Here is a 26,181-nt window from a genome sequence, read left to right on the forward strand (position 1 = left end):
GGAGCGCGCTTCACCCCGCGAACCGCCATCCGATTCCGGGCCGGGCGGCGAACACGCCGTGGTTCGAGCCCCCGAACGGCACATGCCCGCGGTCTCTCCGCGTGCCGTGCGGGACACCGGATGCGCCGGCACCCGAGACTGGGCGTCCCCACGTCGAAGGAGCCCCGGCCATGCCTGCCACCACCCCTCTGCCCCCGGTCGTCGACGCTTTCCTGGACGCCGCGAACGCCCATGACACCGACGCCTGGCTGCGGACCTTCACCCCGGACGGAGCCGTCGACGACTGGGGCCGCGTCCTCAGCGGCCACGACGCCGTGCGTGCCTGGAGCGACGCGGAGTTCATCGGCGCACGCGTCACCCTCGACGTCACCGAGGTGGCCACGGGCCCCGGAGACGCGGACGTCACCGTCCTGGCGCAGGTGGGCGGTGACGGGTTCAACGGCCCCTCGCACTTCACGTTCACCGTCCAGGAGGGACTCATCAGCCTGATGCGCATCACCGCCTGACCGCCTGACGGCAGCGGTACGGCAGCGCACGCCCTGACCGCACGGCCGCGCCTTCCGTCGTGCCCCCGGCCGGGCGCACGACGGGAGGAGGCCCCGCGGGCCACCGGTGCCCGCGGGAGGCTGCTCCCCTACAACCGGGGGTCCACCGGCTCCGACTCCAGGGCCAGCACCGCGAAGACCGCCTCGTGGATCCGCCACAGCGGCTCCCCCTCGGCCAGCCGGTCGAGGGCTTCGAGGCCGAGCCCGTACTCACGCAGGGCCAGCGAGCGCTTGTGGTTGAGGGAGCGGGAGCGCAGCCGCTCCAGGTTCTCGGGCCGGGTGTACTCGGGGCCGTAGATGATCCGCAGGTACTCCCGGCCGCGCACCTTGATGCCCGGCTGGACCATCCTGCCCTTGGCGTCCCGTACGAGGGCACCGAGCGGCTTGACGACCATCCCCTCACCCCCGCGGCCGGTCATCTCCAGCCACCAGTCGACGCCGGAGCGCACGGACTCCTCGTCCGCCGTGTCGACGACGAGGCGGCGGGTGACCTGGAGGAGCCCGGTCGGGTCGTGCTCGACCAGGCGGTCCAGCCAGGCCAGCTGCTCGTCATGCGGCACGGACGCGAGCGAGCGGCCCTGTACGGCGAGGATCTGGAACGGCGCGAGGCGGACTCCGTCGAGCCCCTCGGTGCTCCAGCAGTAGCGGCGGTACGCCTCGGTGAAGGCGGCGGCGTCCCCGGCACGCTCGCGCTGGCGCCCGGCGAGACCGTCCACGTCCACCCCACGTGCCGCCGCCGCTGCCAGGGCGGTGGCCGCCACCGGCAGGACCGCGCCGGCGGCGGCGCCCACCGCCGCGTACTGCGAACGCAGCAGTCCGGCCGCCTTGAGGGACCAGGGCATCAGCTCGGCGTCGAGAACCACCCAGTCGGTGTTCCACTCCTCCCAGAGCCCGGCGGCGGTGATCGCCGTACGGAGCCTGCCGAGGAGGACCTCGGTGAGCGCGACGTCGTCCAGGAACGGCCGCCCGGTGCGGGTGTGCAGAGCCCCGGTGGGGCCTCCCCCGCCGCCGAGGGCGTGGGAGGCGCCACCGGTTCCGAAGCGCTCGCGGGCGGTTTCGGCGTCGCGGCAGACGAGTGCCACGGCGCGCGAGCCCATGTGCTTCTCCTCGCAGACGACCTTGGCGACGCCGTCCGCGCGGTACTGCGCGAAGGCCTCGGCCGGATGCTCCAGGTAACCCTCCTCGCGCGAGGTGGCCGTCGGTGCCATCGTCGGCGGGAGGTAGGCCAGCAGCCTCGGGTCGACGGCGAACCGGCTCATGACCTCGAGCGCCGCCGCCGCGTTCTCCTCGCGCACCGCGATACGGCCCATGTGACGGGTCTCGACGACACGGCGCCCCTGTACGTCGGCGAGGTCCAGCGGACGCCCCTCCCGGCCTCCGGGCGCCTCCGTGCTCAGCGGCTTCACCGGCTCGTACCAGACCTGCTCGGCCGGTACGTCGACGATCTCGCGCTCCGGCCAGCGCAGCGCGGTCATCTTTCCGCCGAAGACCGCCCCGGTGTCGAGGCAGAGCGTGTTGTTGACCCACGAAGCGGTGGGTACGGGGGTGTGGCCGTAGACCACGGCGGCACGCCCCCGGTACTCCTCCGCCCACGGGTAACGCACCGGCAGGCCGAACTCGTCGGTCTCGCCGGTCGTGTCGCCGTACAGCGCGTGCGAGCGCACCCGGCCGGAGGTACGCCCGTGGTACTTCTCCGGCAGCCCGGCGTGGCAGACGACGAGCCTGCCCTCGTCCAGGACGTAGTGGCTGACCAGTCCGTCGATGAACTCCGCCACCCGCTCGCGGAACTCGGGGTCCCTGACGTCCTCCCGCTCCAACTGCTCGACGGTCTCCGCGAGACCGTGGCTGTGCTTGACCCTGCGCCCCTTGAGATGGCGGGCGAGCTTGTTCTCGTGGTTGCCCGGGACACACAGGGCGTTGCCCGCCGCGACCATCGACATGACGCGCCGCAGCACACCGGGGCTGTCGGGCCCCCGGTCCACCAGGTCGCCGACGAACACGGCGGTACGCCCCTCGGGGTGCGCTCCGTCGGAGTAGCCGAGCTTGCCGAGCAGCGAGTCCAGTTCGGAGCTGCAGCCGTGGATGTCGCCGATGATGTCGAAGGGGCCGGTGAGGTGGCGGAGGTCGTTGTAGCGACGCTCCAGAACCACTTCGGCGGTGTCGGCCTCCTCCTCGGTGCGCAGGACGTGCACCTTGCGGAAGCCCTCGCGCTCCAGGCCCCGCAGCGACCGGCGCAGCTCGCGGCGGTGGCGCTGGACGACGTGGCGGGGCATGCCGGCCCGGTCGGGGCGGCCCGCGTTCCGCGCGAGGCAGAGCTCCTCCGGGAGATCCAGCACCACGGCGATGGGGAGCACGTCGTACTGCCGTGCCAGCTGCACGAGCTGCTTGCGGCTCTCGGGCTGCACGTTGGTGGCGTCGACGACCGTGAGGCGTCCCGCGGCGAGGCGCTTGCCCGCGATGTAGTGCAGGACGTCGAAGGCGTCGCCGCTGGCGCTCTGGTCGTTCTCGTCGTCCGCGACGAGCCCGCGGCAGAAGTCCGAGGAGACGATCTCGGTCGGCTTGAAGTGCTTGCGGGCGAAGGTGGACTTGCCCGAACCGCTGGCTCCGACGAGCACGACGAGGGACAGGTCGGTCACCGGCAGCGTGCGAGAGGTGTCGGTGCTGCTGTTCATGCGGCCTTCGCCTCCTTCGTCTCGACGGGGTCGGTGGTTGCGCTCGCGGGGTCGGCGGTTGCATTCGCGGGATCGGTGACGGTGGTCGTAGGGCCGGTGGCGGTGTCGCGCGTTCTCCCGGCTGTCTCCTCCGGTGCGCGGCCGTCCGCTCCGGCCATCGTGAACACGGCCATCTGCGTGGGCGGCCCGACCTCGGGGTCGTCCGGGCCCACGGGCACGAACTCCACCGTGTAGCAGTGGCGCTCCGCGACCTGCCCTGCCCAGTCCCGGAATTCCTCCCTGGTCCATTCGAAGCGGTGATCGCCGTGGCGCACGTGCCCGGCCGGCAGCGTCTCCCAGCGGACGTTGTACTCGACGTTGGGCGTGGTCACGAGCACGGTCCGCGGTCGGGCGGAGCCGAACACGGCGTACTCCAGGGCCGGGAGCCTCGGCAGGTCGAGGTGCTCGACCACCTCGCTCAGCACCGCGGCGTCGTACCCCTTCAGCTGCTTGTCCGTGTAGGTCAGGGCGCCCTGCCGCAGGGTGATCCGCCCGGCCTGCCGCTCGCCCATCCGGTCCAGCTTCAGCCTGCGCGCGGCGACGTTCAGGGCGCGCATCGACACGTCGACCCCGACGATCTCGGTGAAGCGCACGTCCTTGAGCAGCTCCTGCACCAACTGGCCCTGGCCACAGCCCAGGTCGAGCACCCGGTTCGCCCCGGCAGCCCGCAGCGCCTCCAGGATCGCCGCGCGACGCTGCCCGGCGAGCGGTACCGGCCGCTCCTCCGTGTCGGTGGTCTCGTCCACGGCGTTGTCGACGCTCTCCACCTCCAGGTCGTCCGACTCGGCCAGCCGCACGAGCTCGAGCCGCTCCATGGCCTGCCGGGTGAGGCCCCAGCGTCGGGAGAGATAGCGGCTGGTGATCAGCTTCTGCTCCGGGTGGCCCGCCAGCCAGCCCTCGCCGGCCCGCAGCAGCTTGTCCACCTCGTCGGGTGCGACCCAGTAGTGCTTGGCGTCGTCCAGCACCGGCAGCAGGACGTACAGCTGCCGCAACGCGTCCGCGAGCCGCAGTTCGCCCTCCAGCACCAGCTGTACGTAGCGTGAGTCGCCCCACTCCGGGAACTGCTCGTCCAGCGGCACGGCGACGGCGTCCACGCGTGTCCAGCCGAGCGGCCCGAAGAGCTTGTGCACCAGGTCGGCACCGCCACGTGCCGGAAGGGCCGGAACCTCGATCCGCAGCGGCAGGGGTGTCTCGGCCCGCTCGGGCATCGCCCGGCATACCCCGTTGAGCGCGGACTTGAACACCGTCGCCATCGCGACCGAGAGCAGCGACGACGCCGCGTACGGGCGGTCGTTGACGTACTGCGCGAGGGCCGCGTCGGGTGCACCGCCCCGTCCCTTGCCCTTGCCCCGCCTCACCAGCGCCACCGGATCCACCTCCAGAAGCAGGGCGGCCGTGCAACGCTCCGCTGACGCCTCGGGGTAGAACACGTGCGCGGTGCCGTGCGAGGTCGAGAACGTCTGCGCCTTGTCGGGATGCTTGTGCAGCAGGAAACCGAGGTCGGTGGCGGGACGTTCAGGGGTGCCGGTCGTACCGATAGTAAGGAACACCCGCCCGAGTATGGTCCCGTGTCCTGTCCCCCACCAGGCAATTTCACGCTTCCGGCAGCCCTGTTCGCTCGGCCAGCGCCGCGATGTCGGACGGGCCGACCCGGCAGCAGCCGCCGACCAGGCGCGCGCCCGCCCGCTGCCAACCGCGCACCCGGTCCGCAGCGAACGTGCTGCTCCCCGCCCACCTGCGGCCGGCGGCGTCCCAGTACTCCCCGCTGTTCGGATAGACGACAACGGGCTTTCCGGTGGCCGCAGCCGTCTCCACCGCACGGTCGGCGTCGGCGGGATCGCAGCAGTTGACGCCCACGGCCACCACCTGGTCGATGCCCGCGACGAGCCCGAACGCCTCCTCCAGGGACTGTCCCGCCCTGGTCAGGCCGCCTGCCGCGCTGTACGAGAGCCACACGGGCACGCCGAGGTCCTGGACCACCCGCAGCAGCGCCTCCGCCTCGTCGATGTCCGGCACCGTCTCCAGGGCAAGCACATCGGGACCCGCCGCGGCCAGCGTCTCCGCCCGGGGCCGGTGGAAGCGCTCCAGCTCCCGGACGCTCAGGCCGTACCGGCCCCGGTACTCGCTGCCGTCCGCGAGCATCGCTCCGTACGGCCCGATCGAAGCGGCCACCCAGCGCTCCCGTCCGGCCACCGCCCCGGCGCGGCGGGCCGACTCCACGCTTCCGGCCATCAGTTCCGCGGCCCTGGTACGCCCGATCCCACGCCGCTCGAAACCTTCGAAGGTTGCCTGGTAGCTGGCCGTGATCAGCACCTGTGCCCCGGCGCGGGCGTAGGCCGTGTGGGCGGCCTCGATCTGCTGGGGCGCGTCGGCCAGCAGCCGGGCGGACCACAGGGCGTCGGACAGGTCGCAGCCCTGTGCCTCCAACTGGTTGGAGAGACCACCGTCCAGCAGAACGGTCCCCTCGGCGAGCGCTTCGCCGAGCGTACGGCGGGATGAGACCTCCGGTGTCCGGGCGGGCTGCACGACTGCTCCTCTCACTCCTGCGCGATATCTGTCGGCCGGTCCAGGCCGGTCCAGGCCGGGCGAAGCCCGACGGGCCGGTCGGACGGACCGGTCCGAGGCGCCAGCCCGACAGGCCGGCACCCTCGACCGGCCGGTACCGCGTCCCTGCGGCCCGTCCGGTCAGGCGGGCCGATTCCGGCGGACGGCCGGTTCCGGCGGAAGGGTGCCGGACGACCGTCCCGTCGGACCGCTCCGACGGCCGGTTCCGTCAGCTCAGCTGCGACTGCACCTGCGAGGAGATCAGCTCCAGGTGGTCCAGGTCGTCCAGGTCCAGGACCTGGAGGTAGATCCTGGACGAGCCGATCGCCGCATAGCGGCCGATCTTGTCGACGACCTCGTCTGGCGAGCCGGCCAGGCCGTTCGCCTTGATCTCCTCGACCTCCCGCCCGATGGTGGACGCCCGCCGGGCCACCTCCTCGTCGCTCCTGCCGACGCAGACCACCAGGGCGTTGGAGTACACCAGGTCGTCCGGGGCCCGGCCCGCCGCGACGGCAGCATCCCTGACCCGCCCGAACTGCTTCTCGCTGTCCTCGATGGATGCGAAGGGGATGTTGAACTCGTCGGCGTACCGGGCGGCCAGCCGGGGTGTCCGGACCGCGCCGTGGCCGCCGATCAGCACCGGCACCTTCGCCTGGGCCGGCTTCGGGAGCGCGGGCGAGTCGGTGAGCTGGTAGTACGTCCCGTCGTAGCTGAACGTCTTGCCCGTCTCGGTCTCCCAGAGGCCGGTGATGATGGCCAGCTGCTCCTCCAGCCGGCCGAACTTCTCCTTGGGGAACGGGATGCCGTAGGCCTTGTGCTCCTCCTCGAACCAGCCGGCGCCCAGGCCCAGCTCGACCCGGCCGCCCGACATCTGGTCGACCTGCGCCACTTGGATCGCCAGCACCCCGGGCAGACGGAAGGTGCCGGCAGTCATGAGGGTGCCGAGACGGATACGCCTGGTCTCACGCGCGAGCCCGGCCAAGGTGATCCACGCGTCGGTCGGTCCGGGCAGGCCGTCACCCGACCCCATGCGCAGATAGTGGTCCGACCGGTAGAAGGCGTCGAAGCCGAGGTCCTCGGTGGCCTTGGCGACGGTCAGCAGGGTGTCGTAGCTCGCCCCTTGCTGGGGCTCGGTGAAGATTCGAAGATCCATGCCTCCATCCTGCACCTTCGAGACCGTCGCGCCCCGTCTCCCCTGCCCCGTCTTCGCCCTCCCCGATCCCCTCTCTCCCCGCTCGCAGACGGCTCCCGCGCCGCATCCGGGCAGCCGGGCATCCGCGCCTCCGGCTCACGGATAGCCCGCGGCACGGTCGGCCGGGCCCCGGGCCATGCCGTACGGGCCGTCCCGCTCCTCGCCGGGTCCTCTCTCCCGCTCGTGCTCGTGCTCGGCAAACCGTCTCAACATGCCGTGGACCCTGTCGACCGACTCGTCGGCCGCGTCTATGGCCTCGATGCACTGCCAGTAGAGGCCCTCCTCATCGGTCACGCAGGCGACGCCCACGAGCGCGATCCCCACCTCGCCGAGGAGCTGCGCAAGGGCGCCCAACGCCTGTGAAACGTCGCCCACTTCACTGAGCTGCGATGCGCGCACACCTCCCGCGGCCGCCATCGGGTGGCTGGGAACGGTGCCCGCCGGGGCACCGGTGTCGCTCAGCTCGCGCGCCTCCGTGCGTAACTCCGCGGGACCGCTCCGGGCCAGCTGGCCGCCCACCGCCCGGGCGAGCACCTGGGCCTGCCATGCCTCCGCCATGACAGCCGGCACGTCCCGGCTTCCTGCCAGGGCCCGCCGACCCGCCTCGATCAGCCGCTCCGCTTCCATGCCGCTCCCCCGTCGCCGAGACACCCGTACAAAGAACGCCCTCACCTCTTCATTACCCACAGTGAGGTGAGTGGCACACGAAAGCCAGAGGAAATCGGAAATCTGTGGACAGGAGGTCGAATGTGGATAACTTGATCACTCCGAAGAGTGACGGAGTCTTGATTCGGTGCCCTCCGCCACCGGAAAACGCGCCTCGTTCCGGTCGATCTTGGCCGCCAGCGCCGCCAACGCGTCGACGCCCAGGACCTCGCAGAACTGCAGCAGATACGCCAGGACGTCGGCGACCTCGTCCTTGACGCGGAACGCCGTGTCCGGATCGTCCATCACCCGAGCCGACTGCTCCGGCGTCAGCCACTGGAAGATCTCCAGGAGTTCGGAGGCCTCGACACTCAGGGCCGCGACCAGGTTCTTGGGGGTGTGGTAGGGCTCCCAGGCGCGGGACGCCGAGAAGTCGGCCAGCCTGCGCTGGAGTTGCGCCACGTCGAATTCCGTCACGGTGCCAGGTCTACCACCGCCGCCACACGGCCAGTTCCACCACCGCGGTCTCGGCGCCGGTTCCGTCAGTGCCGTCGCGGCGCCAGCTCCACCACCGTCACACCGGCCGTCCCACGGGCCGCCGCTGCCGTCGCCTCACCGACGGTGCCCAGCACCCGTGTGTGGCCGGTCCCGCACACCGACGCCGCCAGGGCCAGCAGTTCCTCCGCCTGGCGTGTGTCGAGGCTCCGGTCGAGCCCGTCGGCCAGGAGGGTCAGCGCCCTCATGGCCGAGGGGACCTCGACGTGCGGGTCGGCCACCAGGACGTCGGGGCCGGTCAACAGCGCCAGCGACAGGGCGAGATACCGGAGCTCACCGTCGCCGAGGCGGCCGACGGGAGTGCTGCGGCCCGGCCCGCGCTCCACCAGGGCCCGCACCGTCCCGTCCTCCAGCCGCTCGGCGGTCAGCCCCGTCAAGCGCCCCGAGAACCCTGCGGCCGCGCCGGTGAGGAGCCGCGCGTGCCGTTGCGCGCCCCAGCCCTGAGCGCGGTACAGGACGTCGGCGAGGTTGTCGCAGGCCGAGGTCGACAGGCCGTCCCCGACCGGGACCGCCGCACGCATCAGGGGCGGCCGGGGGTCGCAGACGAAGGCCGATCTCAGCGCCACCACCACCTGCTCCGCCGCGGCGAGCACCCTCAACTGCCCCTGCGTCGTACCGGCGACCCGCAGCGGCAGCAGCGCGGTGCCCAGCCGGTCGTCCGGAAGGTGGGCGCGTGTCACGGGGACGTCGCCGCCGGTGTGCCACGCGGCCTGGACGGTGGAGCGGCGAGCGTCCAGCAGCGCGGTGCTCAGCAGCGTCTGCCCGTGGTCCTTGAGCCGCTCGCCGACGATGCGCAGCGCGGGCTCGGCCTGAACGGCCAGATCCAGCCCCACCGGTCCCGCCGGCCCGTCCACCGTGCAGCCGAGCCTGAATCCGCGCCGTCCCCGCGCGTCCGCGCCCGCCCACTCCGGCACCAGGGCCGCCGGGTCCGGGAACACCGCGTCCAGGGGATCACCGGCGGCCAGCCGCGCCAGCGCCTCGTACCCCAGCAGGGCCGTCGACTTGCCGCTTCCGCTGCCCCCGGTGAGCAGGGTGAGCGGGCCGAGCGGAAGGACGGTGCGGCGGTGCGAGGCGAAGGCGTCGAGCCGGAGTTCACCGACGAGGGGGCGGGCGGGGAGCGCCACGCGGGAGGGCGACGGGGCGGTCGTCCTCATGGGGATCACAGTCATGAGCGGACCGTACGCACGCCGTCGGACGGCGAACCGTTCCGCCCGCGGGACCTTCCTACGATTGAGGTACGCCTGCCGCGGTGACCCCCTCGACCTCCATGCCGACCGGTGCGAGCAGGAACACGTTGCGGTCGACCCGGTGCATTCCGCTGCCCAGCCCGAAGACCACACCGCTGCTGAAGTCCAGGATCCTCTTGGCCACGTCGCCCTCGGCGCCGGTCAGGTCGAGCAGGACCGGAATCTGCGCCACGAGGTACTCGGCGACCTCGCGCGCGTCCGCGAACACCTGGACCCGCAGGACCACCAGGCGACGCTGGTCGTCCGCCTCCCGCTGCTCGGGGACCGTGCGGTGATCGACCCGGGAGGGCCATTCGTTGCGCCCCCTCAGGGGTACGACCTGGGCGAGCCCGTCCCACTGTTCGTCGGTGGCGTCGTACCTGTCGTACCTGTCGTACCTGCTCACAGAACCACCCCGTCCGTGTGCCGGTTGGCTGTGCGCCGGCTGCGCTCGCTGTTCATCGGGCAATTCTCTCGCCCCTCACCCGTTCGGAGTACCACCGACACGGGTCGGAAGGTGATCGACAGTGGCGAGTGCGCCGGGGGCGTCCGCCTCGGGGAGGGTGTCGAGCGGCGTGAAGCGGACCGGGAGATGGGCCGGCGCGCGGTGGAAGGGACCCGGCCGCCACACCAGTTCGCCTGGATCGACGGCGAGTTCGAGGTCGCAGAGCTGGCTGGTGAGCTCCTCGATCGCGGTCACGGCCATCAGCAGCGCGGGCTGTTTCGCGGGGCACCGGTGGGGTCCCGTGGACCAGGCCAGGTGAGCACCGTCACCCGAACGCACCACGGGATCCGAGGAGGACGGCGGCGACTGGGTGTTCGCGGCGGCGAAGGAGACGAGCACCAACTGCCCGGCGCGCAGCGGGACCCCGTGGAACTCGGTGTCCTGGCGCGGGTAGTGCGCGCCCAGGTTCGCCAGCGGCGGATCGCGCCAGAGTACGTCGTCGATGGCCTCGCGCGCGGTCGTCGCACCACCGTGCAGGGACCCTCCGTACCCGGCGTCGCCGAGCATGCGCAGGAGCGCGTTGCCGATGAGGTTCGTCGTGGGGTCGTGGCCCGCGCTCATGATGAGGGTGATCTGACGCACGGCCTCGTCGTCGTCGAGGCCCGCCGGGTGCGCGAGCAGATACGTGGTGAGGTCGCGACCCGGCCGGGCGCGCCGATCGGACACCAGGGCGGACACGACGCGGACGAGGTCGCCGTACGCCGCCGCCGCGTCCTCCGCCGAGTCCATCATCCCGCCGACGCCCCGGACCACCCGCCGGCCGTCCTCGGGCGCCACGCCGAAGGACGCGGTGAAGACGTGCAGGGGGAGCATGCGGGCGTACTGGGCGATGAGGTCACCCGTGCCGCTGGCGGAGAAGCCCGTGATCAGGCGCCGGGCGACCCTGGCGACCTCGGAGCGCAGCAGGTGGGGCTCGATCAGGGCGAGGGTGTCGTTGATGGCGTCGCGGTAGCGGGCGTGGACCTCGCCGTCGCTGAACAGCGCGGTGGGGCGGTAGCCGAGCACGGGAAGGACCGGCGAGTCGGCGGGGACGCCCGCCTGCCAGGCGCGCGGGTCCTTGGTGAAGGTGTCGGTGTCGCGCAGCAGGTCGACGGCGGCCTGGTAGTCGACGACCAGCATCGCGTCCACGTCCGGGGCGATACGGACCCTGGCCAGCGGCCCGCGGTCGCGCAGCCTGCGGTAGTGCCCGTGCGGATCGGCGGCGAAGCCGGGGCCGTACAGCGCGAGCGGCTCGTTCCCGAGGGCTTCGGGGGCGGTCGGGGTGCCGGGTACGGGAGGGGTCATCACGATTCCTGGGACGCGGGCAGACGGGTCAGCGCGTGTTCGGCGAGTGCGATCAGGGCGTCGATGCTGCCCCGGCGCTCCCGCGCGTCGCACTGCACCAACGGGGTGCGGGGGTCGAGGTCGAGGTGTTTGCGCAGCACCTCGTCCGCGTGGGCGGGTGCGTCGGGGAAGCGGTTCACGGCGACGGCGTACGGCAGCCCCTGTTCCTCCACCATGTCCATGACGGCGAAGGAGTCCTCGAGCCGGCGGGTGTCGACCACGACGAGGGCCCCGAGCGCACCGCGCGCGATGTCCTCCCAGAGGGGGAAGAAGCGTTCCTGGCCCGGGGTTCCGAACATGTAGAGCACCAGGTCGTCCTGGACGGTCAGCCGTCCGAAGTCGACGGCGACCGTGGTCGTGGTCTTCTCCGGGAGTCCGGCGGTGTCGTCGAGTCCCTTGCTGGACTGGGTCATCGCCTCCTCGGTGTGCAGGGTCGGAATCTCCGACAGGGTACGGATCAGGGTCGTCTTGCCCACGCCGAAGGGACCCGTGACCACGAGTTTCATCAGGGTCTCGGCGGCACTCGGCAGGTAGCCGACGCCGCTCCGGTCAGTGGAGGGAACGGAGTCCAACGAGCAGCCTCTCGACGAGCGACCGGTCGATCTCACCGGCGCTGGGGATCGGTGGTCGAGCGTGCAGATGTCCGGCGGCCACGAGGTCCGTGGCCAGGAAGACCGTGGCGCTGACCGGCAGTTCCAGGTGGGCGGCGCACTCGACGACGGTGAGGGCGCCCGGCTCCAGGAGCTCGCACAGCCTGCGCTGTTCCGATCCGGTACCGGGCTCGAGCACCGCGTCCGTGCGGACGAGTACGGCGAGCCGGTCGAGCGCGGGCCCGGTGGGCGTGGAACGGCCACCGGTGACCAGGTAGGCGGGAATCAGACGGCGCCCTGGGCCGGGGGTCATGGCCGGTCGGCGGTGTCCGGTTGCCGGGTGGGGGCGTTCATGGTCCTGGTCAGCGCGGTGACCTGCACCTGCATCTGGTAGGCGATGTTGCCCAGGTGCGCGTCGGGGGCGGCGAACAGGGCCAGTGTGGTGTTCCTGCCCGCGGGCACGACGATGGCGAAGCCCAGGTCGGACTCCACGACCGTCTGTGCCAGACGCGGCGCCTCCGCCTCGGTGAAGGCGGTGGTGAAGGCACGGGCAGCCGCGTGCAGGGTGGCCGTCATGGCGGCGACGCGCTCGGCGGACGCACGGTCCAGGCCGGGCGACGCGCCCTCGACGAGTCCGTCGCCGGTCGCGACCACGGCGTGCTGTACGCCGGGCAGTTCGAGCAGCGGGGTCAGCACCCAGGCGAGATCACCGGTGGTGGGAGTGGTGCTCACGTCTCGTCGTCTCCTTGGTCGTCCGATGAGGATGCTGCGGGTACTGCGGATGAGGGCTCCGAGGCCGGCGGCTCGGGGGCCCTCCTGCCGCTGAGGGTGCCCTCCTGGAGCGATGCCCAGGCCGATCCGGCCTGCTCCGGCGTACGGGGCAGGGGATCCTCCTCAACCGTCCTGCGCCCGGCCGACGGCGTTCCCGGGGCGTCCGTCCGGCGGGATCGGCGCCGCCGGCTGGGCAGTCCGGCCGGGCGGTCACCTCCGACAGCCGCGTCCCCGGAGGGTGCCGGGGGCGCGGGAGGTGCGGCGCGGTCCGGGGACGGCTCTGCGGCGGTGTCCTCGGCGACGGGCGTGTCCGGCCCGGCACCGTGCGCGTGCACCGGCTTCGGCGCGAGCACGGACAGCGTGCGGTCGTCGTCCATGACGGTCAGCAGGTGCGCCGGAATCCGCAGCATCGCGCGCATTCCCCCGTACGGCGACGACTCGATGTGGCAGCTGAAGCCGTAGCGTGCGATGAGCCGGCCCACCACGGCGAACCCGGTCTGCGGCGGATCGCCGAGTTCGGTGAGCAGCACCTCGGAGGGGCCCGAGAGCAGTGCGCGGGCCCGCTTCAGAGCGTCGTCGTCCATGCCGATACCGGCGTCGTCGACGAGGATCATGGCCCCGCGCCCGGCGGTCTGCTGGATCGTCACCGGCACCTCGGTGTCCGGGTGCGAGTACGCCGTCGCGTTGGCCAGCAGCTCGGCGAGCGCGATCGCGAGGGGCTCGGCCGCGCGGGCGACCAGCGCGAGCCGCTCCTGGCGAAGATGGTTGGCGACCTTGACGCGCTCGTACCCGGCGACCCGGGACTGGGCGCCGAGCACGACCTCGACGACCGAGGAGTTCTGCCGGGCCAGACCGGGCCAGGCGTCGCAGAGCACGGCTGTTGCCTGGGTGCGGCGCAGCGCGAGTTCGTTGCGGAAGTCGAGCTGCAGGATCCGCGGGTCGTCGTACTCGTGCTGGAGCTCCTGCAACAGGGACTGCGACTGGTTGAGCAGTGACTGGATCTTGGCGGAGGTGCCCCGCATGGCGGACCGTGCGGCCGCGTCGACGCGCACGCGTTCCTCCAGGATCGCCGTACGCGTGGCCCGTACGGCCTCGGTCAGCAGCCGGGCCGCGTCCCCCTCGATCCCGGCGGCCTCCCTGAGTCCGGGAACGGGTGCGGTCCGGTGGGACAGTGCGACGGCCGCGGCGGGTATCCGCTTCTCGGCGAGCTGGCGTATCTCCTCGGTGAGCGCGAGGGTGCGCCCCTCGGCCGCCCGGGCCTGACGCTCGGTCAGCTCGGCGTGCGCCGAGGCTCCGTAGGCGTCCCGCCTGGCCTGTTGCATCCGTACGACGGACCAGACGGCCGCCGCGACGGCGATCAGGGCCACGATCCATCCCACCACGGGGTCACCGCGTTTCTGTTGTCGGGAGCCGCCCGCACCCCGCGCGGCGGCGGGGCGTGCGGCTGTCGTTCCGGCCGGCCTTCACACCGGCTCCCCGGTACGGGCCGCGTCGGTCTCCCGGGCCACCGCGGCCACTTCGGACATCACCTGGAGGACGCCGGGCGTCTCGGATCCGTCCAGGGCGCGGTACTCGCTCCCGATCGTCACCACCAGGCGCTCAGGCAGGCCGAGTGCCGGGTACCGGCCCTCGGCGATCACCCGGCGGGCGGCCTCGATCGCGGGCACACCGGCCTCGTGGTGGGTGTGGGCCCGTTCCCGCACGTACGCGAGGTAGCCGATGTGCTCGCGCACCCCGGCGGGGTCGAGCACCGGTCCGTGGCCCGGCACGATCACCTCGGCGCCGGTGGCCAGGACCTGTTCGCAGGCGTCGATGACGTTGCTCAGAGGGCCCGCCCAGTGCACCGGGTGGTCCCCGGGCCGCCGCGCGGTGGAGGAGAAGATGATGTCGCCGCTGAACACCGCGCCCTGTACGGGCAGGTGGACGATGAGGTCGCCTGCGGTGTGTGCGGGCGGCAGGGACGACACCTGGACCGGATAGTCCCCCAGGGTCAGTTCGAGCTCACCGGTGAAGTAGGTCGTCGGCATCACCTGCTCGGTCGCCGACCAGTCGAAGACTCCGAAGTGGCGGCCGAGGTAGGCCCCGAGAGCGGTCGCGGGATCGCTTCCGGTCACGAGGGCGTGCTGTTGCTGCGGGGTGGGGTCGTAGTGGATGTGTTCCCTGGCCTCCCGGGTCGCGATGATCTCCGCGTCCGGAAGTACGCCCGCGCCCCAGAAGTGGTCCCCGTTTGCATGGGTGACGATCACACGGTCGACGCTCACACCGTCGGGCAGTCGCTTCCGGCTCTCCACCAGGAACTGTCCGGCGAGCACCGGGTCGTAGGGCGTGTCGATCCACAGCGCGCCGCGCGGGGACACCAGGAGGCCGCAGTTGGCCAGACCCCAGCCCCGCTTGGGCGGCAGCCAGGCGTACAGGCCCCTGCCGAGGTCAACGACGTCACCACCCGTGATCGACATGGGGCGATTATGCCGACCTCGATCCGGTCGCGCGTTCGAACTCGGCCAACCCGTAGGACCCGTGACGCGAAATCGACCCTGCTGTCGGCCACTCGCGGCCATTCGGTGACCGTCCGGGGTCACCACTGATCGATCAGGCAGAGCATTTTCCATCAGATGTCCGGCATATCACCGCGCCGGATCGGGCCGCACGGTCGCTACCCAGAAGGGGACGGCAGAACCGGATTGCGCCGACTACCCACCGAGCATGGCCGAAAACCGCTGTACCACGCATCACCCGAGCTGGATTCCCTTGCTTGTTTTTGCTCATTTGGCACATGTAACATGCAGAATCGAGCAAACGGGCGTTGATCCGGCCCTTCTCACCCCATCAGGCGCGACCACCAGCGGAAGCGGAGTGCGGACATGTCCCATGTCGAGACCGAGACAGCCGGCCAGCCGGAGTGCTGGCGCCGCGCCGCGGAGGTCGCCGCGGACCGGGCGGCGGACCTGCCCGCCACCGGCGAGCGCATCGCCGTCGTCGGCTGCGGTACGTCGTACTACATGGCGCAGGCGTACGCCGCGCTGCGCGAGGAATCCGGCCAGGGCGAGTCGGACGCGTACGCCGCCTCCGAGTTCCCCTTCGGCCGGACGTACGACCGGGTCGTGGCCCTGACCCGGTCCGGGACCACGACGGAGGTCCTGGGACTGCTGTCCCGGCTGCGGGACAGCACCACCCGGACCGTCGCGGTGACGGCCGACCCGATGACACCGGTCATGGACGCCGCCGACGAGGTGGTCGTCCTCGACTTCGCCGACGAGCGCTCTGTGGTGCAGACCCGGTTCGCGACCACCGCGCTGACCCTGTTCCGCGCCCATCTCGGGCTGCACACCGACCGGGCCGTGCGGGACGCGGAGACCGCCCTCGCCGATCCGCTGCCCGAAGGACTGCTGGAGAGCACGCAGTTCAGCTTCCTCGGGCGCGGCTGGACGGTCGGGATCGCCAACGAGGCGGCGCTCAAGATGAAGGAGGCGTCCCTGTCCTGGACGGAGTCGTATCCGGCGATGGAGTACCGCCACGGCCCCATCAGCATCGCCACGGCCGGAACCGCGACATGGATGTTCGGCGCCGCTCCGGAGGGGCTGGCGGAACAGGTGCGGGCGACCGGAGCGCGCTGGGTGGAGAGCGGCCTGGACCCGCTGGCCGATCTGGTCAGGGTGCAGCGCCTGGCGATCGCCCGGGCAGCGGTGCGCGGTCTCGACCCCGACCTGCCGCGTCACCTGACCAGGTCGGTGGTGCTCGACGGCACGGCAGGAGCCTGATCCCGCGTCACGGCATGCTGCGCGCCGGGCTCGCACTGAGCCCGGCGCGCAGCTGTGAACCGGCCTCGGTCAGGCCTCCTCGAAGTGGGCGTCCAGTGCCGCGTCGAGTTCCGCCGTCCACTCCTTGAGGCGGCCACGGGCCTCGGCCTCGACCTCCGCGTTGAACCACCGGCGGCTCGACAGGTGGACCGTCACGGTGAACCGACGTCCGAAGCGGCCGGTCCTGACCTCGACCGCACCGATCTCGGCCCAGTCGAACTCCGCCTCCTGGTCGTCCAGCCGGAAGCGGACACCGTCCGCGTCCACCCTGATCGATCCACGCCGGTCGCTGACCTCGAATACGGGGCCGTCGGCCGCGGCCTTCTCGGCCGGGTCCGCATCGGCGACGTCACCGGCCGGCTCCGCGACGTCTTCGGCAGCCTCCGCGACCGTGGCGTCGGGCGCGACCGGATCAGCGGCGGTGACGGCCGGGGCGACCGGCTCGGCACCCTCCACCGCGTCGACGGCCGCCTCGGGCTCGACCGCGCCCTTGGTGAGCGCATCCGGCTCCCCGACGTCCTCCGGGGCCGCCTCGACCGCTTCCGCATCCGCCTCCGTCCGCGCGGGGGCAGGGGCCGTCAGGCCTGGGATGTACGCCGGGTCTGTCCCCGCGGCGAACTCGGGCTGAGTGTTCGAATCTATGCGCTGCTCCACGGCGGGCAGTATGGACGACGAACCTGTACGAGACCAGTCACCCGGGCCACGACCGGCCTGTCGCGGGGACCGAGTCGGCCGGAACACCGCGGGGCCGTCGGCCGTCGGTCCCTCGCGCACGTGACCGGACGCGGACATGAAGGAAGGGTGGTGCGGGTTCCGCCGAACCCGCACCACCCTCTGTTCCTGCCCCTCCGTCACACGCCGTGCGCGGCAGGAGGGTCACACGCCACCGGAGGCTCAGTAGGCCCCGAAGACGTTGTCGATCGAGCCGTACCGGTCGGCGGCGTAGTTGCACGCGGCCGTGATGTTGGCGACCGGGTCGTAGCTGTCCGTCGACGTGCCGGACACGTGGTACGCCTGGAAGGTCGGGTCGATGACCTGCAGCAGCCCCTTGGACGGGATGCCCGCGGCGGCGTTCGAGTCCCAGTTGTTGATGGCCTGCGGGTTGCCCCCGGACTCACGGATGATGTTGCGGTGGATCCCGTCGTAGCTGCCGGGGATGCCGTGCTCGGCCATGACGGCCAGCGACTCCTTGATCCAGCCGTCGAGGTCGTTCGTGTACGACGTCGACTCGGCGGCCGGAGCCGCCTCGACGGCCGGGGTGCTCTGCGCGGCGAGCTCGGTGCGCTCCGAACGGTCCGCACGGTCGGACGCCCTGGATTCGGTCTCGGACGCCTTGCCGGCCTTCGCAGCCTTGTCAGCCGGCTTCTTCTCGGCCTTGCCACCGACGGTCAGCTTCAGACCGGGGTGAATCAGGTCGGGGTTTTCACCGACAGCCTTCTTGTTGCCTTCGTACAGGGCCTTCCAGCCGCCGTCGACGGAATGCTCGCGTGCGATCTTGGCGAGAGTGTCACCCACGGCAACCGAATAGCTGCTGGACTTGGCGTCCTTCGCGGCAATTCCCTTGGCGGACAGGGCAGTCGACGTCGTCACCTTTTCAGCGGCAACAGGCTGGGCCGGAGCGGCGAAGGCACCGGCCGCACCGATCACGGGAAGCGCGAGAGCGACTCCACCCGTGGTCACGGCTATGACGCCGCGCTTCAGCGAACTGGTCCTGGAACGACGGACATTGGTAAATCCGGGCATGCTGAATTCCTCTCCGTCGCCTACGAAGTGAGCTGTCGGGTTCGAGCTGGAGATGCCCGGCCGCATGACAATGCGACTTAACCCCGAGCCGCCCCGGAAACCGGATCGGCGCTTACCTGGGTCCCCCGCTCCTGCCGTACGAGAAGTGGTCGGGTCACCGGACGGCGGCAGGATTAGGCGTTCCATCCGGAGTGATGGTGACCGTAGGCGAGGAATAGCGAAAGGAACAAGCCCGAAATCGTGATCACAATTCACGCACAAGATCAATTCTTCGGAATTCCTGTAATCCACCCCACACCCCGCAACCCGATCCTCTTGGCGCACAAGGGAACCGGGCGCCGCGCCCACCCGTCCGGGGTGCGGGAGGTGACCCTGACCACAGAGTCCGATACGGGCGTTTCGCTCCTTACCGAAGGGGCTCAGGTCACACGAAATGGCCTTTTATGGATTACGGGATCAATCCCAGAAAAGACATTAAATCGGGCATAAGGCTCACGAGTGGTTCATCCGGGCGTAAGGCGAGTGTCGCCGTGGAACCGGTCCCTCATGACCGACAGCCCCTACGTCTCGAACCCGCGGATCACCGTGCTGCCCGTTCAGCCCGGCGACCCGCCCTTCCGCGTCGTGGAGATCGACGGAGAAGTGATCGGAACGGCGACCGCCATGACCGACGTACTCCTCGCCGCGGCGGCGGCGGGGGTCCCGGTCCACGACCTGGACGACCCCGCCTCCGTGCGGTGGGTGGGCGGCGGCAAGCTGAGTTGGCGGCCGCGCTGACGGCGGTCCGGGGTGTAGCCGCGCACTCCGGACCGCCCCTGCCCGGCTCTCGGAGCCCGGCTCTCGGAGCCCGGCTCTCGGAGCCCGGCTCTCGGAGCCCGGCTCTCGGAGCCCGGCTCTCCGGGCCCACCCCGGCGCGCCGGGATGGGCGGGCGCGCCACGCCGTGTCACCCGGCGGCACCGGCCGAACCGGGCCCTCGTTGCGCGGCCCCCGGCACCGCGGGGCCCGGCCGGCCAGGTGCCGGGGGCCGGCCGGGCGGACCAGGACCGGAGGCGGCTGTCAGTCCTGGACGAGGATGGCGAGTGCCGGGCAGACCGCCGCGGCCTGATGCACGTCGTCGGCGCGGGCGGACGACGGCGCGGGATCGAGCAGTACGGCGATGCCGTCGTCGTCCTGGTCGAACACGTCGCCCGCGGCGACCACGCACTGTCCCGACGCCACGCACTTGTCCTGGTCGAGGGTCACTTTCATGAGCGCTCCTTCTTCGGTGGGGCAGGTGTGCGGGTGGAGGTCACCAGGCCACGGGCAGTGCGTGGACGCCGTAGACGGCCCCGTCGTGCTTGAACGACACCTCGTCGAGCCGGGCGTCCAGCCGCAGGGTGGGGATGCGCCGGTAGAGCGTGCTGTAGACGACCTGGAGCTCCATCCGGGCCAGCGGCTGGCCGAGGCACTGGTGCACACCGAACCCGAAGGCCACATGGCGTCGGGCGTCGCGCCCGAGGTCGAGGCGGTCGGGGTCGGCGAAGACATCGGGATCACGGTTGCCGATGTCGTTGGGCACGATGACGCCCTCTCCGGCCCTGATGACCTCGCCGCCGATCGCGATGTCCTCCAGGGCGACCCGACGGCGCCCACCGTGGGTGATGTTGAGGTAGCGCAGCAGTTCCTCCACCGCGCCGGCGACCGCCTTCGGATCGTCGGTGTCGCGCAGCAGGTCGAGCTGGTCGGGGTGCTCGAGCAGGGCGAGGGTGCCGAGGGCGATCATGTTCGCGGTGGTCTCGTGTCCGGCGATAAGCAGGAGGACACCCATCTCGGCTGCTTCCCGGCGGGAGAGTTCACCGGCTCCGACCCGGGTACCGAGCCCGGACAGCAGATCGTCGACGGGCCGGGCGATCTTGTCCTCCATCAGCTCGTCCAGATACCCGATCAGGTTGTCGAGGGCCGCTGCGCGGTCGTCCGCGGCCGAGACGCGGCTGATCAGAACCCCGCTGTTCCGCTGGAAGAAGTCATGGTCGCCGTAGGGCACTCCGAGGAGTTCGCAGATCACCAGCGAGGGAACCGGGAGGGCGAACGCCTGGACGAGGTCGGCGTGCGGGGGGCCGCCGAGCATGTCATCGATCAGTCCGTCGACGATCCGCTGGACTGCGGGGCGCATCGCCTCGACGCGCCTGATCGTGAAGGGCGCCGTCACCATCCGCCTCTGCCGGGCGTGTTCGGGGTCGTCCATGAGGATGAAACTGAACGTCGAGCCCCTCTGGGGTGCCGGGCTGGGGTAGCCCGACCGGGAGACGTCGGCACTGATCCTCGGATCGGCGAGGAGGGTGCGCTGGTCCGCGTAACGGGTCGCCAGCCACGGCGTGCTCCCGTCCCACAGGCGGACCTTCCTCAGCGGACCCTGCTCCTGCTCCTCCTTCAGGGCGGGCGGCGGATCGAAGGGGCACCCCGTGGCCCGGGGCATCGGGTATTCCGGAACGGAGGGCGTGTGAGCTCCTTCGGGACGTACGGTGCTGGTCATCGCTTCCTCACTTCGTCGTGCGGTCACCGACTCCTTGTCGGCATCGGTCACGGCCCCGGCCGGCTCGACGGCCGGAGACGGGGCCGCCGGACCCGGGTGGGGGGATCAGGGGTGCCGCCCGGTGCGGGACGTGACCGGCGCGGTCCACAGCCCGACGATCGCGTCGATCAGCCCGGTGGCGGTGTCGTGCCAGGTGGCGCGCGGTGTGGAGGCGTTGTCGGCGAGAGCGCGCTCACGCTCGGCGCAGGTGTGGACGATCAGGCTGCGCGACATCGCACCCCGCTCGACGTGGACGTCCGCGGGGAGTTCGGGCAGGCACCGGTTCAGGCCTTCGAGGGTCCTCAGCATCGGCGCGGAGGAGAGCGACTCCTCGGCGATGATGTCCTGGAGTGCCGGATCGGTCATGATCTGGGCGCGGAACCGGGCGAACCAGGTGGGGCTGCCGAGGGCGGCCAGGTGTTCCGTGGTGGGCCTCACCAGGCAGGCGACCCACTCCCCGATGTCCGTCGGATCAGCGATGCCGGCCAGGAGCCGTTCACGGTTCTCCTCGATCCGCCGACTGTGCTTGCGGGTGATCGCGCGCACCAGGTCGGCCTTGGTCCCGAAGTGGTAGCCGACCGCCGCGTTGTTGCCCTGCTGCGCGGCCTCGCTGACGCGGCGGTTGGACACCGCGTACACACCGCGCTCGGCGAAGAGACGCTCGGCTGTGTGCAGGATCCGTTCCCTGGTCCCGTCGGCCTGCTCGGTCCGCGCTGTCCCCATGGTCATCCGCCTCACCGGAATCGGCTCGGCCCGACGGACGCGGAGACAGGTCGCGTCGCCGCCCCTCGGATCGAGGCCCTCTCGGAGGATCAAGGCAATCCGGCTCGGACACTTCGGTCAAGCGACTGACTTAAGGGATGGCCGAGAAGGTCAGGCCCTCACCACACCCCTGTCCCGTGGCACCTGGCAGGCGCGCGCGATCGGGCGTGACGGCCCGGCTACGGGAGTGGCCCCGGTTCCGGCCCCGCGCGGCCCGGCCGGTCCGACGCACACGACGACGGCGCGCAGGGCTTGCGCGGACCCCGGGGGTTGGCGGAATCCCGCCGGGTGCCGTCACCCGCTCGGCAGTGGCGACCCCGACCCCGGGCAGAGCACGACGGGTCCCGGTCCGGCGCGACCGTCGGCTCACGTCACCTCACCGCAGGCCGACAGGCCGACCCGTCAGGCCATCAACCCGGCGGCCACCGTCGCACCCAGCTCCCAGCACGCCTCGGTGTCGGCCCTGCCCGGCTCACCCGTGACGGTCACGGCTTCGGCCGTACGGCGCCAGCCCAGGCCGGTCGTGATCGACTCGATGGCCCGGACCGCACCGGTGACGTCGTTGCCGCCGTGCACGTAGTAGCCGAAGGGGCGGCCCACGGTCTCCTCCAGGCACGGGTAGTAGACCTGGTCGAAGAAGTGCTTGAGGGCCCCGGACATGTAACCGAGGTTCGCGGGGGTCCCGAGCAGGTAGCCGTCGGCGGCGAGGACATCGGACGCCGTGGCGGACAGCGCCGCCCGGTGGACGATCCGTACGCCCTCGATGTCCTCGGTGGTCGCGCCGGAGACCACGGCTTCGAACAGCGCCTGGCAGTTGGGCGAGGGGGTGTGATGCACGATCAGCAGAGTGGCCACACCCCCGAACCCTGCCGTCCGGTGGGAGCGTACGCAAACCGGGGCTACCGCTCCGGACCGCGTCCGGAGCGGTGGCCCCCTCAGTCGGCCGCGCGGAAGCCGCGCAGCCGGAGGCTGTTGCCGACGACGAACACGGAGGAGAAGGCCATGGCCGCCCCCGCGATCATGGGGCTGAGCAGGCCCGTGGCGGCGAGCGGCAGGGCGGCCACGTTGTAGGCGAAGGCCCAGAAGAGGTTCGTGCGGATCGTGCCCAGCGTCCGGCGGGCGAGGCGGATCGCGTCGGCTGCGGCCCGGAGGTCCCCGCGTACGAGAGTCAGGTCCCCGGCCTCGATGGCGGCGTCGGTGCCGGTCCCCATGGCCAGGCCGAGGTCCGCGCGGGCGAGCGCGGCGGCGTCGTTCACACCGTCACCGACCATGGCGACGCTGCGCCCCTGGGCCTGGAGCTTCGCGATGACGTCGGCCTTGTCCTGCGGCATCACCTCGGCGATGACCTCGTCGATGCCGACTTCGGCGGCGACGGAGGCGGCGACCGCCTTGTTGTCGCCGGTCAGCAGGATGGGTGACAGGCCCAGGGCCCGAAGCCGCCTGACGGCTTCGGCGCTGGTCTCCTTGACCGCGTCGGCGACCTCCAGGACCGCGCGCGCCTCACCGTCCCAGGCCACCGCGATCACGGTCCTCCCCTGCTCCTCGGCCAGGTCCTCGGCGTTCCTGAGCTCTTCGGGCAGTTCGACGGCCCGTTCGCTCAGCAGCCTCCGGCGGCCGACGAGTACGGCGTGGCCGTCGACGACGCCCTGGACACCGAGGCCGGGGATGTTGGCGAAGTCCTCGGGAGCGGGCAGCTCTCCCACCTCCCGGGCCGCTGCCTCGGCGACGGCCCGCGCGATCGGGTGTTCGGAGGAGTGCTCCAACGCCCCTGCGATGCGCAGCACTTCGGACTCGGCCGCGCCCTCTGCGGTGTGGACCTTCAGGAGTGTCATCCGGCCGGTGGTGACGGTACCGGTCTTGTCGAGGACGACCGTGTCGACTCCACGGGTGGTCTCCAGCACTTCCGGCCCCTTGATCAGGATGCCGAGCTGGGCGCCGCGCCCGGTGCCGACCATCAGGGCGGTGGGCGTGGCCAGCCCCAGGGCGCACGGGCAGGCGATGATCAGGACGGCGACGGCGGCCGTGAACGCGGCGGTGAGACCGGCGCCCGAAGCGAGCCAGAAGCCGAGGGTGGCCAGTGCCAGACCCATGACGACCGGTACGAACACGGCCGAGATCCTGTCGGCCAGCCGCTGGGCGGCGGCCTTGCCGCTCTGGGCGTCCGCCACGAGCTGGGCCATGCGGGCCAGCTGCGTGTCGGCACCGACCCGGGTGGCCTCGACGACCAGGCGTCCGCCGGCGTTCAGTGTCGCGCCGGTGACGGGGTCGCCGACGGAGACCTCGACGGGTACCGACTCGCCGGTGAGCATCGAGACGTCCACCGCGGACGAGCCCTCGGTCACCGTGCCGTCCGTCGCGATCTTCTCGCCGGGGCGGACGAGGAAGCGGTCTCCTGCACTGAGCTCCGCCGTGGGCAGCGTGATCTCGCGGCCGTCGCGGAGAACGGTGACCTCCCTGGCCCCGATCTCCATGAGCGCCTTGAGGGCGGCACCCGCCTTGCGCTTCGAGCGGACCTCGAAGTACCGGCCGGCCAGGACGAAGGCCGTGACACCCGCGGCGGCCTCCAGGTAGATGTTCCCGGAACCGTCGCTTCGGGAGATGGTGAATTCGAACGGGTGAGTCATGCCCGGCATGCCGGCCGTGCCCAGGAAGAGTGCCCACAGCGACCACAGGAACGCGGCGGACGTACCGAGGGAGATCAGGGTGTCCATGGTGGCCGCGCCGTGCCGCGCGTTGGTCCAGGCGGCCCGGTGGAAGGGCAGGCCCGCGTAGACCACGACCGGGGCGGCGAGCGTGAGGGAGAGCCACTGCCAGTACTGGAACTGGAGCGGGGGGACCATCGCCATCGCGATGACGGGCACCGCGAGCACGACCGCGGCGACCAGCCGTTTCCGCAGCGAAGCGAGCTCGGGGTCGGCGGGTTCCTCCTCGGCGGGGGCGCCGGGCACAGCCGCACCCACGGCGGGCGCGGACCGGGACGGCTCGGGCGGCCGGACCGAGTATCCGGTGGCTTCGACCGTGGCGATCAGGTCATCGACGGAGACGTCCTCGGCGAAGGTGACACCGGCCTTCTCCGTGGCGTAGTTGACGGTGGCGTCGACCCCCTCCATCCGATTCAGCTTCTTCTCGATCCGCGCGGCGCACGAGGCACAGGTCATACCGCTGATGGCGAGCTCGACCCGGGTGGCACCGGGAGTCCTGGGAGTCATTCTCCACTCCTCGTTCGGACGGGATCCGATATACCCCCACCGGGTATCCTTCCCGCCCTTCTACCTATACCCCCCTCCGGTATCTTTGGCAAATCTCGACCCCCCACGGAGTACGGCCACCGGCTCACGGCCCAGCGGCACCCCGCAACCGCCGGACCGCGCACCCTCGGGCCCGCACCCTCAGCGCACCAGGCACGGACGCTTGGCGTCGAAGGTCCAGCCCGGTACGAGGTACCGCATCGCGGCGGCGTCGTCCCGCGCGCCCAGCGCCTTCTCGCGGTACAGCTCCTCGGCGGCGAGCAGGCGGTCCGTGTCGAGCTCGACGCCCAGGCCGGGGGCGTCCGGGACCGCGATCTCGCCGTTCACGATGCGGGGCGGAGCGACGGTCAGCCGTTCCAGGCCCTCCTGCCAGATCCAGTGCGTGTCCAGGGCGTTGTACTCCCCCGGGGCCGCGGCGCCGCAGTGCGTGATCATGGCGAGCGAGATGTCGAAGTGGTTGTTGGAGTGGCACCCCCAGGTCAGGCCCATCGCATTGCACAGCTGGGCCACGCGGACCGAGCCCTCCATGGTCCAGAAGTGCGGATCGGCGAGCGGAATGGACACCGACTGAAGCGCGAGTGCGTGGGTAAGTTGCCGCCAGTCGGTGGCGATCATGTTCGTCGCCACCGGGAGGCCCGTGGCACGGCGGAACTCGGCGAGGATCTCGCGCCCCGAGTAGCCGCCCTCCGCCCCGCAGGGGTCCTCGGCGTACGCGAGCGTGCCCACCAGCGGCTCGCACAGCTCGACCGCTTCGCGCAGGGACCACGCCCCGTTCGGGTCCAGCGTGATCCGCGCTTCCGGGAAGCGGCGCTTGAGCGCGCGTACGGCCTCGACCTCCTCCGCGCCGGCCAGGACACCGCCCTTGAGCTTGAAGTCCCGGAAGCCGTAGTGGTCGTAGGCCGCTTCGGCCTGGCGGACGATCGCCTCGGGGGTGAGCGCCTCCTCGTGCCGGACGCGGTACCACTCGACGTCCGCCCCGGGCTCCCGGACGTACTCCAGGCCGGTGCGGCCGGGGTCACCGACGTAGAAGAGATAGCCCAGCACCCTTACGGCGTCGCGCTGTTGGCCGTCGCCCAGCAAGGCCGCCACCGGCACGTCGAGGTGCCGTCCCAGCAGGTCGAGCAGTGCCGACTCGACGGCCGTGACGGCGTGCACGGTGGTCCGCAGGTCGAAGGTCTGGGCTCCCCGGCCGCCCTGGTCGCGGTCCGCGAACCGGCTCCCGATCTCGCGGAGGACGCGCTTGTAGTCGCCCACCCGGGCGCCGACGACCAGCGGCTCGGCGTCCCGCAGGGTCCGGGTGATCCGCTCCCCGCCGGGCACCTCCCCCAGCCCCGTGCGGCCTTCGGAGTCCGTGAGGACGACGATGTTGCGGGTGAAGAAGGGGCCGTGGGCGCCGGAGAGGTTCAGCTCCATGCTGTCGCGGCCTGCGACGGGATGGACGGAGAAGCGGGTGACGGTCGGCTGGCTCATGC

25 protein-coding genes and 1 riboswitch are annotated in these 26,181 nt (G+C 71.6%); of the genes, 3 read left to right on the forward strand and 22 right to left on the reverse strand.

The features are described 5' to 3' along the window. Positions 1-170: 170 nt before the first annotated feature. Positions 171-506 carry a nuclear transport factor 2 family protein gene (locus AB0I83_RS18380; protein ID WP_363305303.1) on the forward strand — a complete coding sequence of 112 codons (336 nt, stop codon included), beginning with the start codon at positions 171-173 and terminating at the stop codon, positions 504-506. Positions 507-634: 128 nt separating this feature from the next. On the opposite strand, the gene AB0I83_RS18385 is transcribed toward AB0I83_RS18380, so the two are convergent. From AB0I83_RS18385 to AB0I83_RS18450, 14 genes are all read right to left on the reverse strand, one after another. Further along, positions 635-3,217 (reverse strand): polynucleotide kinase-phosphatase, encoded by a 2,583-nt coding sequence (locus AB0I83_RS18385; RefSeq protein WP_363305305.1) that lies wholly within the window; start codon positions 3,215-3,217, stop codon positions 635-637. Next, complete coding sequence (locus AB0I83_RS18390) at positions 3,214-4,806, reverse strand: 3' terminal RNA ribose 2'-O-methyltransferase Hen1 (protein WP_363305306.1); 1,593 nt, start codon at positions 4,804-4,806, stop codon at positions 3,214-3,216. The genes AB0I83_RS18385 and AB0I83_RS18390 overlap by 4 nt, the downstream gene beginning before the upstream one ends. Positions 4,807-4,849: 43 nt before the next feature. Next, positions 4,850-5,782: a homocysteine S-methyltransferase gene (gene mmuM, locus AB0I83_RS18395; protein ID WP_363305307.1), complete on the reverse strand. Its 933-nt coding sequence runs from the start codon at positions 5,780-5,782 to the stop codon at positions 4,850-4,852. 247 nt (positions 5,783-6,029) lie between these two features. After that, a complete protein-coding gene (locus AB0I83_RS18400; RefSeq protein ID WP_356530725.1) occupies positions 6,030-6,953 on the reverse strand; it encodes an LLM class F420-dependent oxidoreductase in 924 nt (307 codons plus the stop codon). Positions 6,954-7,088: 135 nt separating this feature from the next. Continuing rightward, the gene (locus AB0I83_RS18405; RefSeq protein WP_363305308.1) at positions 7,089-7,619 is read right to left on the reverse strand and encodes a DUF6099 family protein; all 531 of its coding nucleotides are present in this window, start codon (positions 7,617-7,619) and stop codon (positions 7,089-7,091) included. 135 nt (positions 7,620-7,754) lie between these two features. Next, positions 7,755-8,114: a nucleotide pyrophosphohydrolase gene (locus AB0I83_RS18410; RefSeq protein ID WP_363305309.1), complete on the reverse strand. Its 360-nt coding sequence runs from the start codon at positions 8,112-8,114 to the stop codon at positions 7,755-7,757. A 65-nt stretch (positions 8,115-8,179) separates the two neighbouring features. Continuing rightward, a complete protein-coding gene (locus AB0I83_RS18415) occupies positions 8,180-9,361 on the reverse strand; it encodes an ATP-binding protein (protein WP_363305311.1) in 1,182 nt (393 codons plus the stop codon). Between the two features lie 55 nt (positions 9,362-9,416). Next, entirely contained in the window at positions 9,417-9,824 is a 408-nt protein-coding gene (locus AB0I83_RS18420) for a cell division protein SepF (RefSeq protein ID WP_356530718.1), read from the reverse strand. A gap of 75 nt (positions 9,825-9,899) precedes the next feature. Next, positions 9,900-11,207 carry a cytochrome P450 gene (locus AB0I83_RS18425; protein WP_363305312.1) on the reverse strand — a complete coding sequence of 436 codons (1,308 nt, stop codon included), beginning with the start codon at positions 11,205-11,207 and terminating at the stop codon, positions 9,900-9,902. Continuing rightward, a complete protein-coding gene (locus AB0I83_RS18430; protein ID WP_356530716.1) occupies positions 11,207-11,818 on the reverse strand; it encodes an ATP/GTP-binding protein in 612 nt (203 codons plus the stop codon). Before AB0I83_RS18430 ends, AB0I83_RS18425 begins: the two co-directional genes overlap by 1 nt. Next, the gene (locus tag AB0I83_RS18435) at positions 11,796-12,149 is read right to left on the reverse strand and encodes a DUF742 domain-containing protein (protein WP_356842486.1); all 354 of its coding nucleotides are present in this window, start codon (positions 12,147-12,149) and stop codon (positions 11,796-11,798) included. Before AB0I83_RS18435 ends, AB0I83_RS18430 begins: the two co-directional genes overlap by 23 nt. After that, the gene (locus AB0I83_RS18440; protein WP_356530713.1) at positions 12,146-12,568 is read right to left on the reverse strand and encodes a roadblock/LC7 domain-containing protein; all 423 of its coding nucleotides are present in this window, start codon (positions 12,566-12,568) and stop codon (positions 12,146-12,148) included. Before AB0I83_RS18440 ends, AB0I83_RS18435 begins: the two co-directional genes overlap by 4 nt. Further along, on the reverse strand, positions 12,565-13,989 hold the full coding sequence (locus AB0I83_RS18445) for an ATP-binding protein (protein ID WP_363305314.1): 1,425 nt from the start codon (positions 13,987-13,989) through the stop codon (positions 12,565-12,567). Before AB0I83_RS18445 ends, AB0I83_RS18440 begins: the two co-directional genes overlap by 4 nt. 81 nt (positions 13,990-14,070) lie before the next feature. Next, positions 14,071-15,063, reverse strand: coding sequence for an MBL fold metallo-hydrolase (locus tag AB0I83_RS18450; RefSeq protein ID WP_363305316.1), 993 nt, complete (start codon positions 15,061-15,063; stop codon positions 14,071-14,073). 405 nt (positions 15,064-15,468) lie between these two features. Between AB0I83_RS18450 and AB0I83_RS18455 the strand changes: the two genes are divergently transcribed. Then, a complete protein-coding gene (locus AB0I83_RS18455) occupies positions 15,469-16,365 on the forward strand; it encodes an SIS domain-containing protein (RefSeq protein WP_363305318.1) in 897 nt (298 codons plus the stop codon). 69 nt (positions 16,366-16,434) lie between these two features. Here the strand turns inward: AB0I83_RS18455 and AB0I83_RS18460 are convergent, their stop codons facing one another. Further along, positions 16,435-17,058: a hypothetical protein gene (locus AB0I83_RS18460; RefSeq protein ID WP_363305319.1), complete on the reverse strand. Its 624-nt coding sequence runs from the start codon at positions 17,056-17,058 to the stop codon at positions 16,435-16,437. A 240-nt stretch (positions 17,059-17,298) separates the two neighbouring features. Next, the gene (locus AB0I83_RS18465; protein ID WP_363305320.1) at positions 17,299-18,147 is read right to left on the reverse strand and encodes a LysM peptidoglycan-binding domain-containing protein; all 849 of its coding nucleotides are present in this window, start codon (positions 18,145-18,147) and stop codon (positions 17,299-17,301) included. A 4-nt stretch (positions 18,148-18,151) separates the two neighbouring features. Next, positions 18,152-18,337: riboswitch (cyclic di-AMP (ydaO/yuaA leader) on the reverse strand. 356 nt (positions 18,338-18,693) lie between these two features. On the opposite strand from AB0I83_RS18465, the gene AB0I83_RS18470 reads away from it, so the two are divergent. Beyond that, complete coding sequence (locus tag AB0I83_RS18470; protein ID WP_363305321.1) at positions 18,694-18,924, forward strand: hypothetical protein; 231 nt, start codon at positions 18,694-18,696, stop codon at positions 18,922-18,924. 280 nt (positions 18,925-19,204) lie between these two features. Here AB0I83_RS18470 and AB0I83_RS18475 read toward each other — a convergent pair whose 3' ends face one another. From AB0I83_RS18475 to AB0I83_RS18500, 6 genes are all read right to left on the reverse strand, one after another. Further along, on the reverse strand, positions 19,205-19,396 hold the full coding sequence (locus tag AB0I83_RS18475; protein WP_363305322.1) for a ferredoxin: 192 nt from the start codon (positions 19,394-19,396) through the stop codon (positions 19,205-19,207). A gap of 40 nt (positions 19,397-19,436) precedes the next feature. Continuing rightward, positions 19,437-20,660, reverse strand: coding sequence for a cytochrome P450 (locus AB0I83_RS18480; protein WP_363305323.1), 1,224 nt, complete (start codon positions 20,658-20,660; stop codon positions 19,437-19,439). 105 nt (positions 20,661-20,765) lie between these two features. Continuing rightward, entirely contained in the window at positions 20,766-21,428 is a 663-nt protein-coding gene (locus AB0I83_RS18485) for a helix-turn-helix domain-containing protein (RefSeq protein ID WP_356530703.1), read from the reverse strand. 435 nt (positions 21,429-21,863) lie between these two features. After that, complete coding sequence (locus AB0I83_RS18490; protein ID WP_363305324.1) at positions 21,864-22,316, reverse strand: NAD(P)H-dependent oxidoreductase; 453 nt, start codon at positions 22,314-22,316, stop codon at positions 21,864-21,866. Between the two features lie 80 nt (positions 22,317-22,396). Further along, entirely contained in the window at positions 22,397-24,670 is a 2,274-nt protein-coding gene (locus tag AB0I83_RS18495; protein ID WP_363305325.1) for a heavy metal translocating P-type ATPase, read from the reverse strand. A gap of 180 nt (positions 24,671-24,850) precedes the next feature. Further along, positions 24,851-26,179: an enolase C-terminal domain-like protein gene (locus tag AB0I83_RS18500; RefSeq protein ID WP_363305326.1), complete on the reverse strand. Its 1,329-nt coding sequence runs from the start codon at positions 26,177-26,179 to the stop codon at positions 24,851-24,853. Positions 26,180-26,181 lie beyond the last annotated feature (2 nt).

The organism is Streptomyces sp. NPDC049970, from assembly GCF_040660235.1.
Taxonomy (GTDB): domain Bacteria; phylum Actinomycetota; class Actinomycetes; order Streptomycetales; family Streptomycetaceae; genus Streptomyces.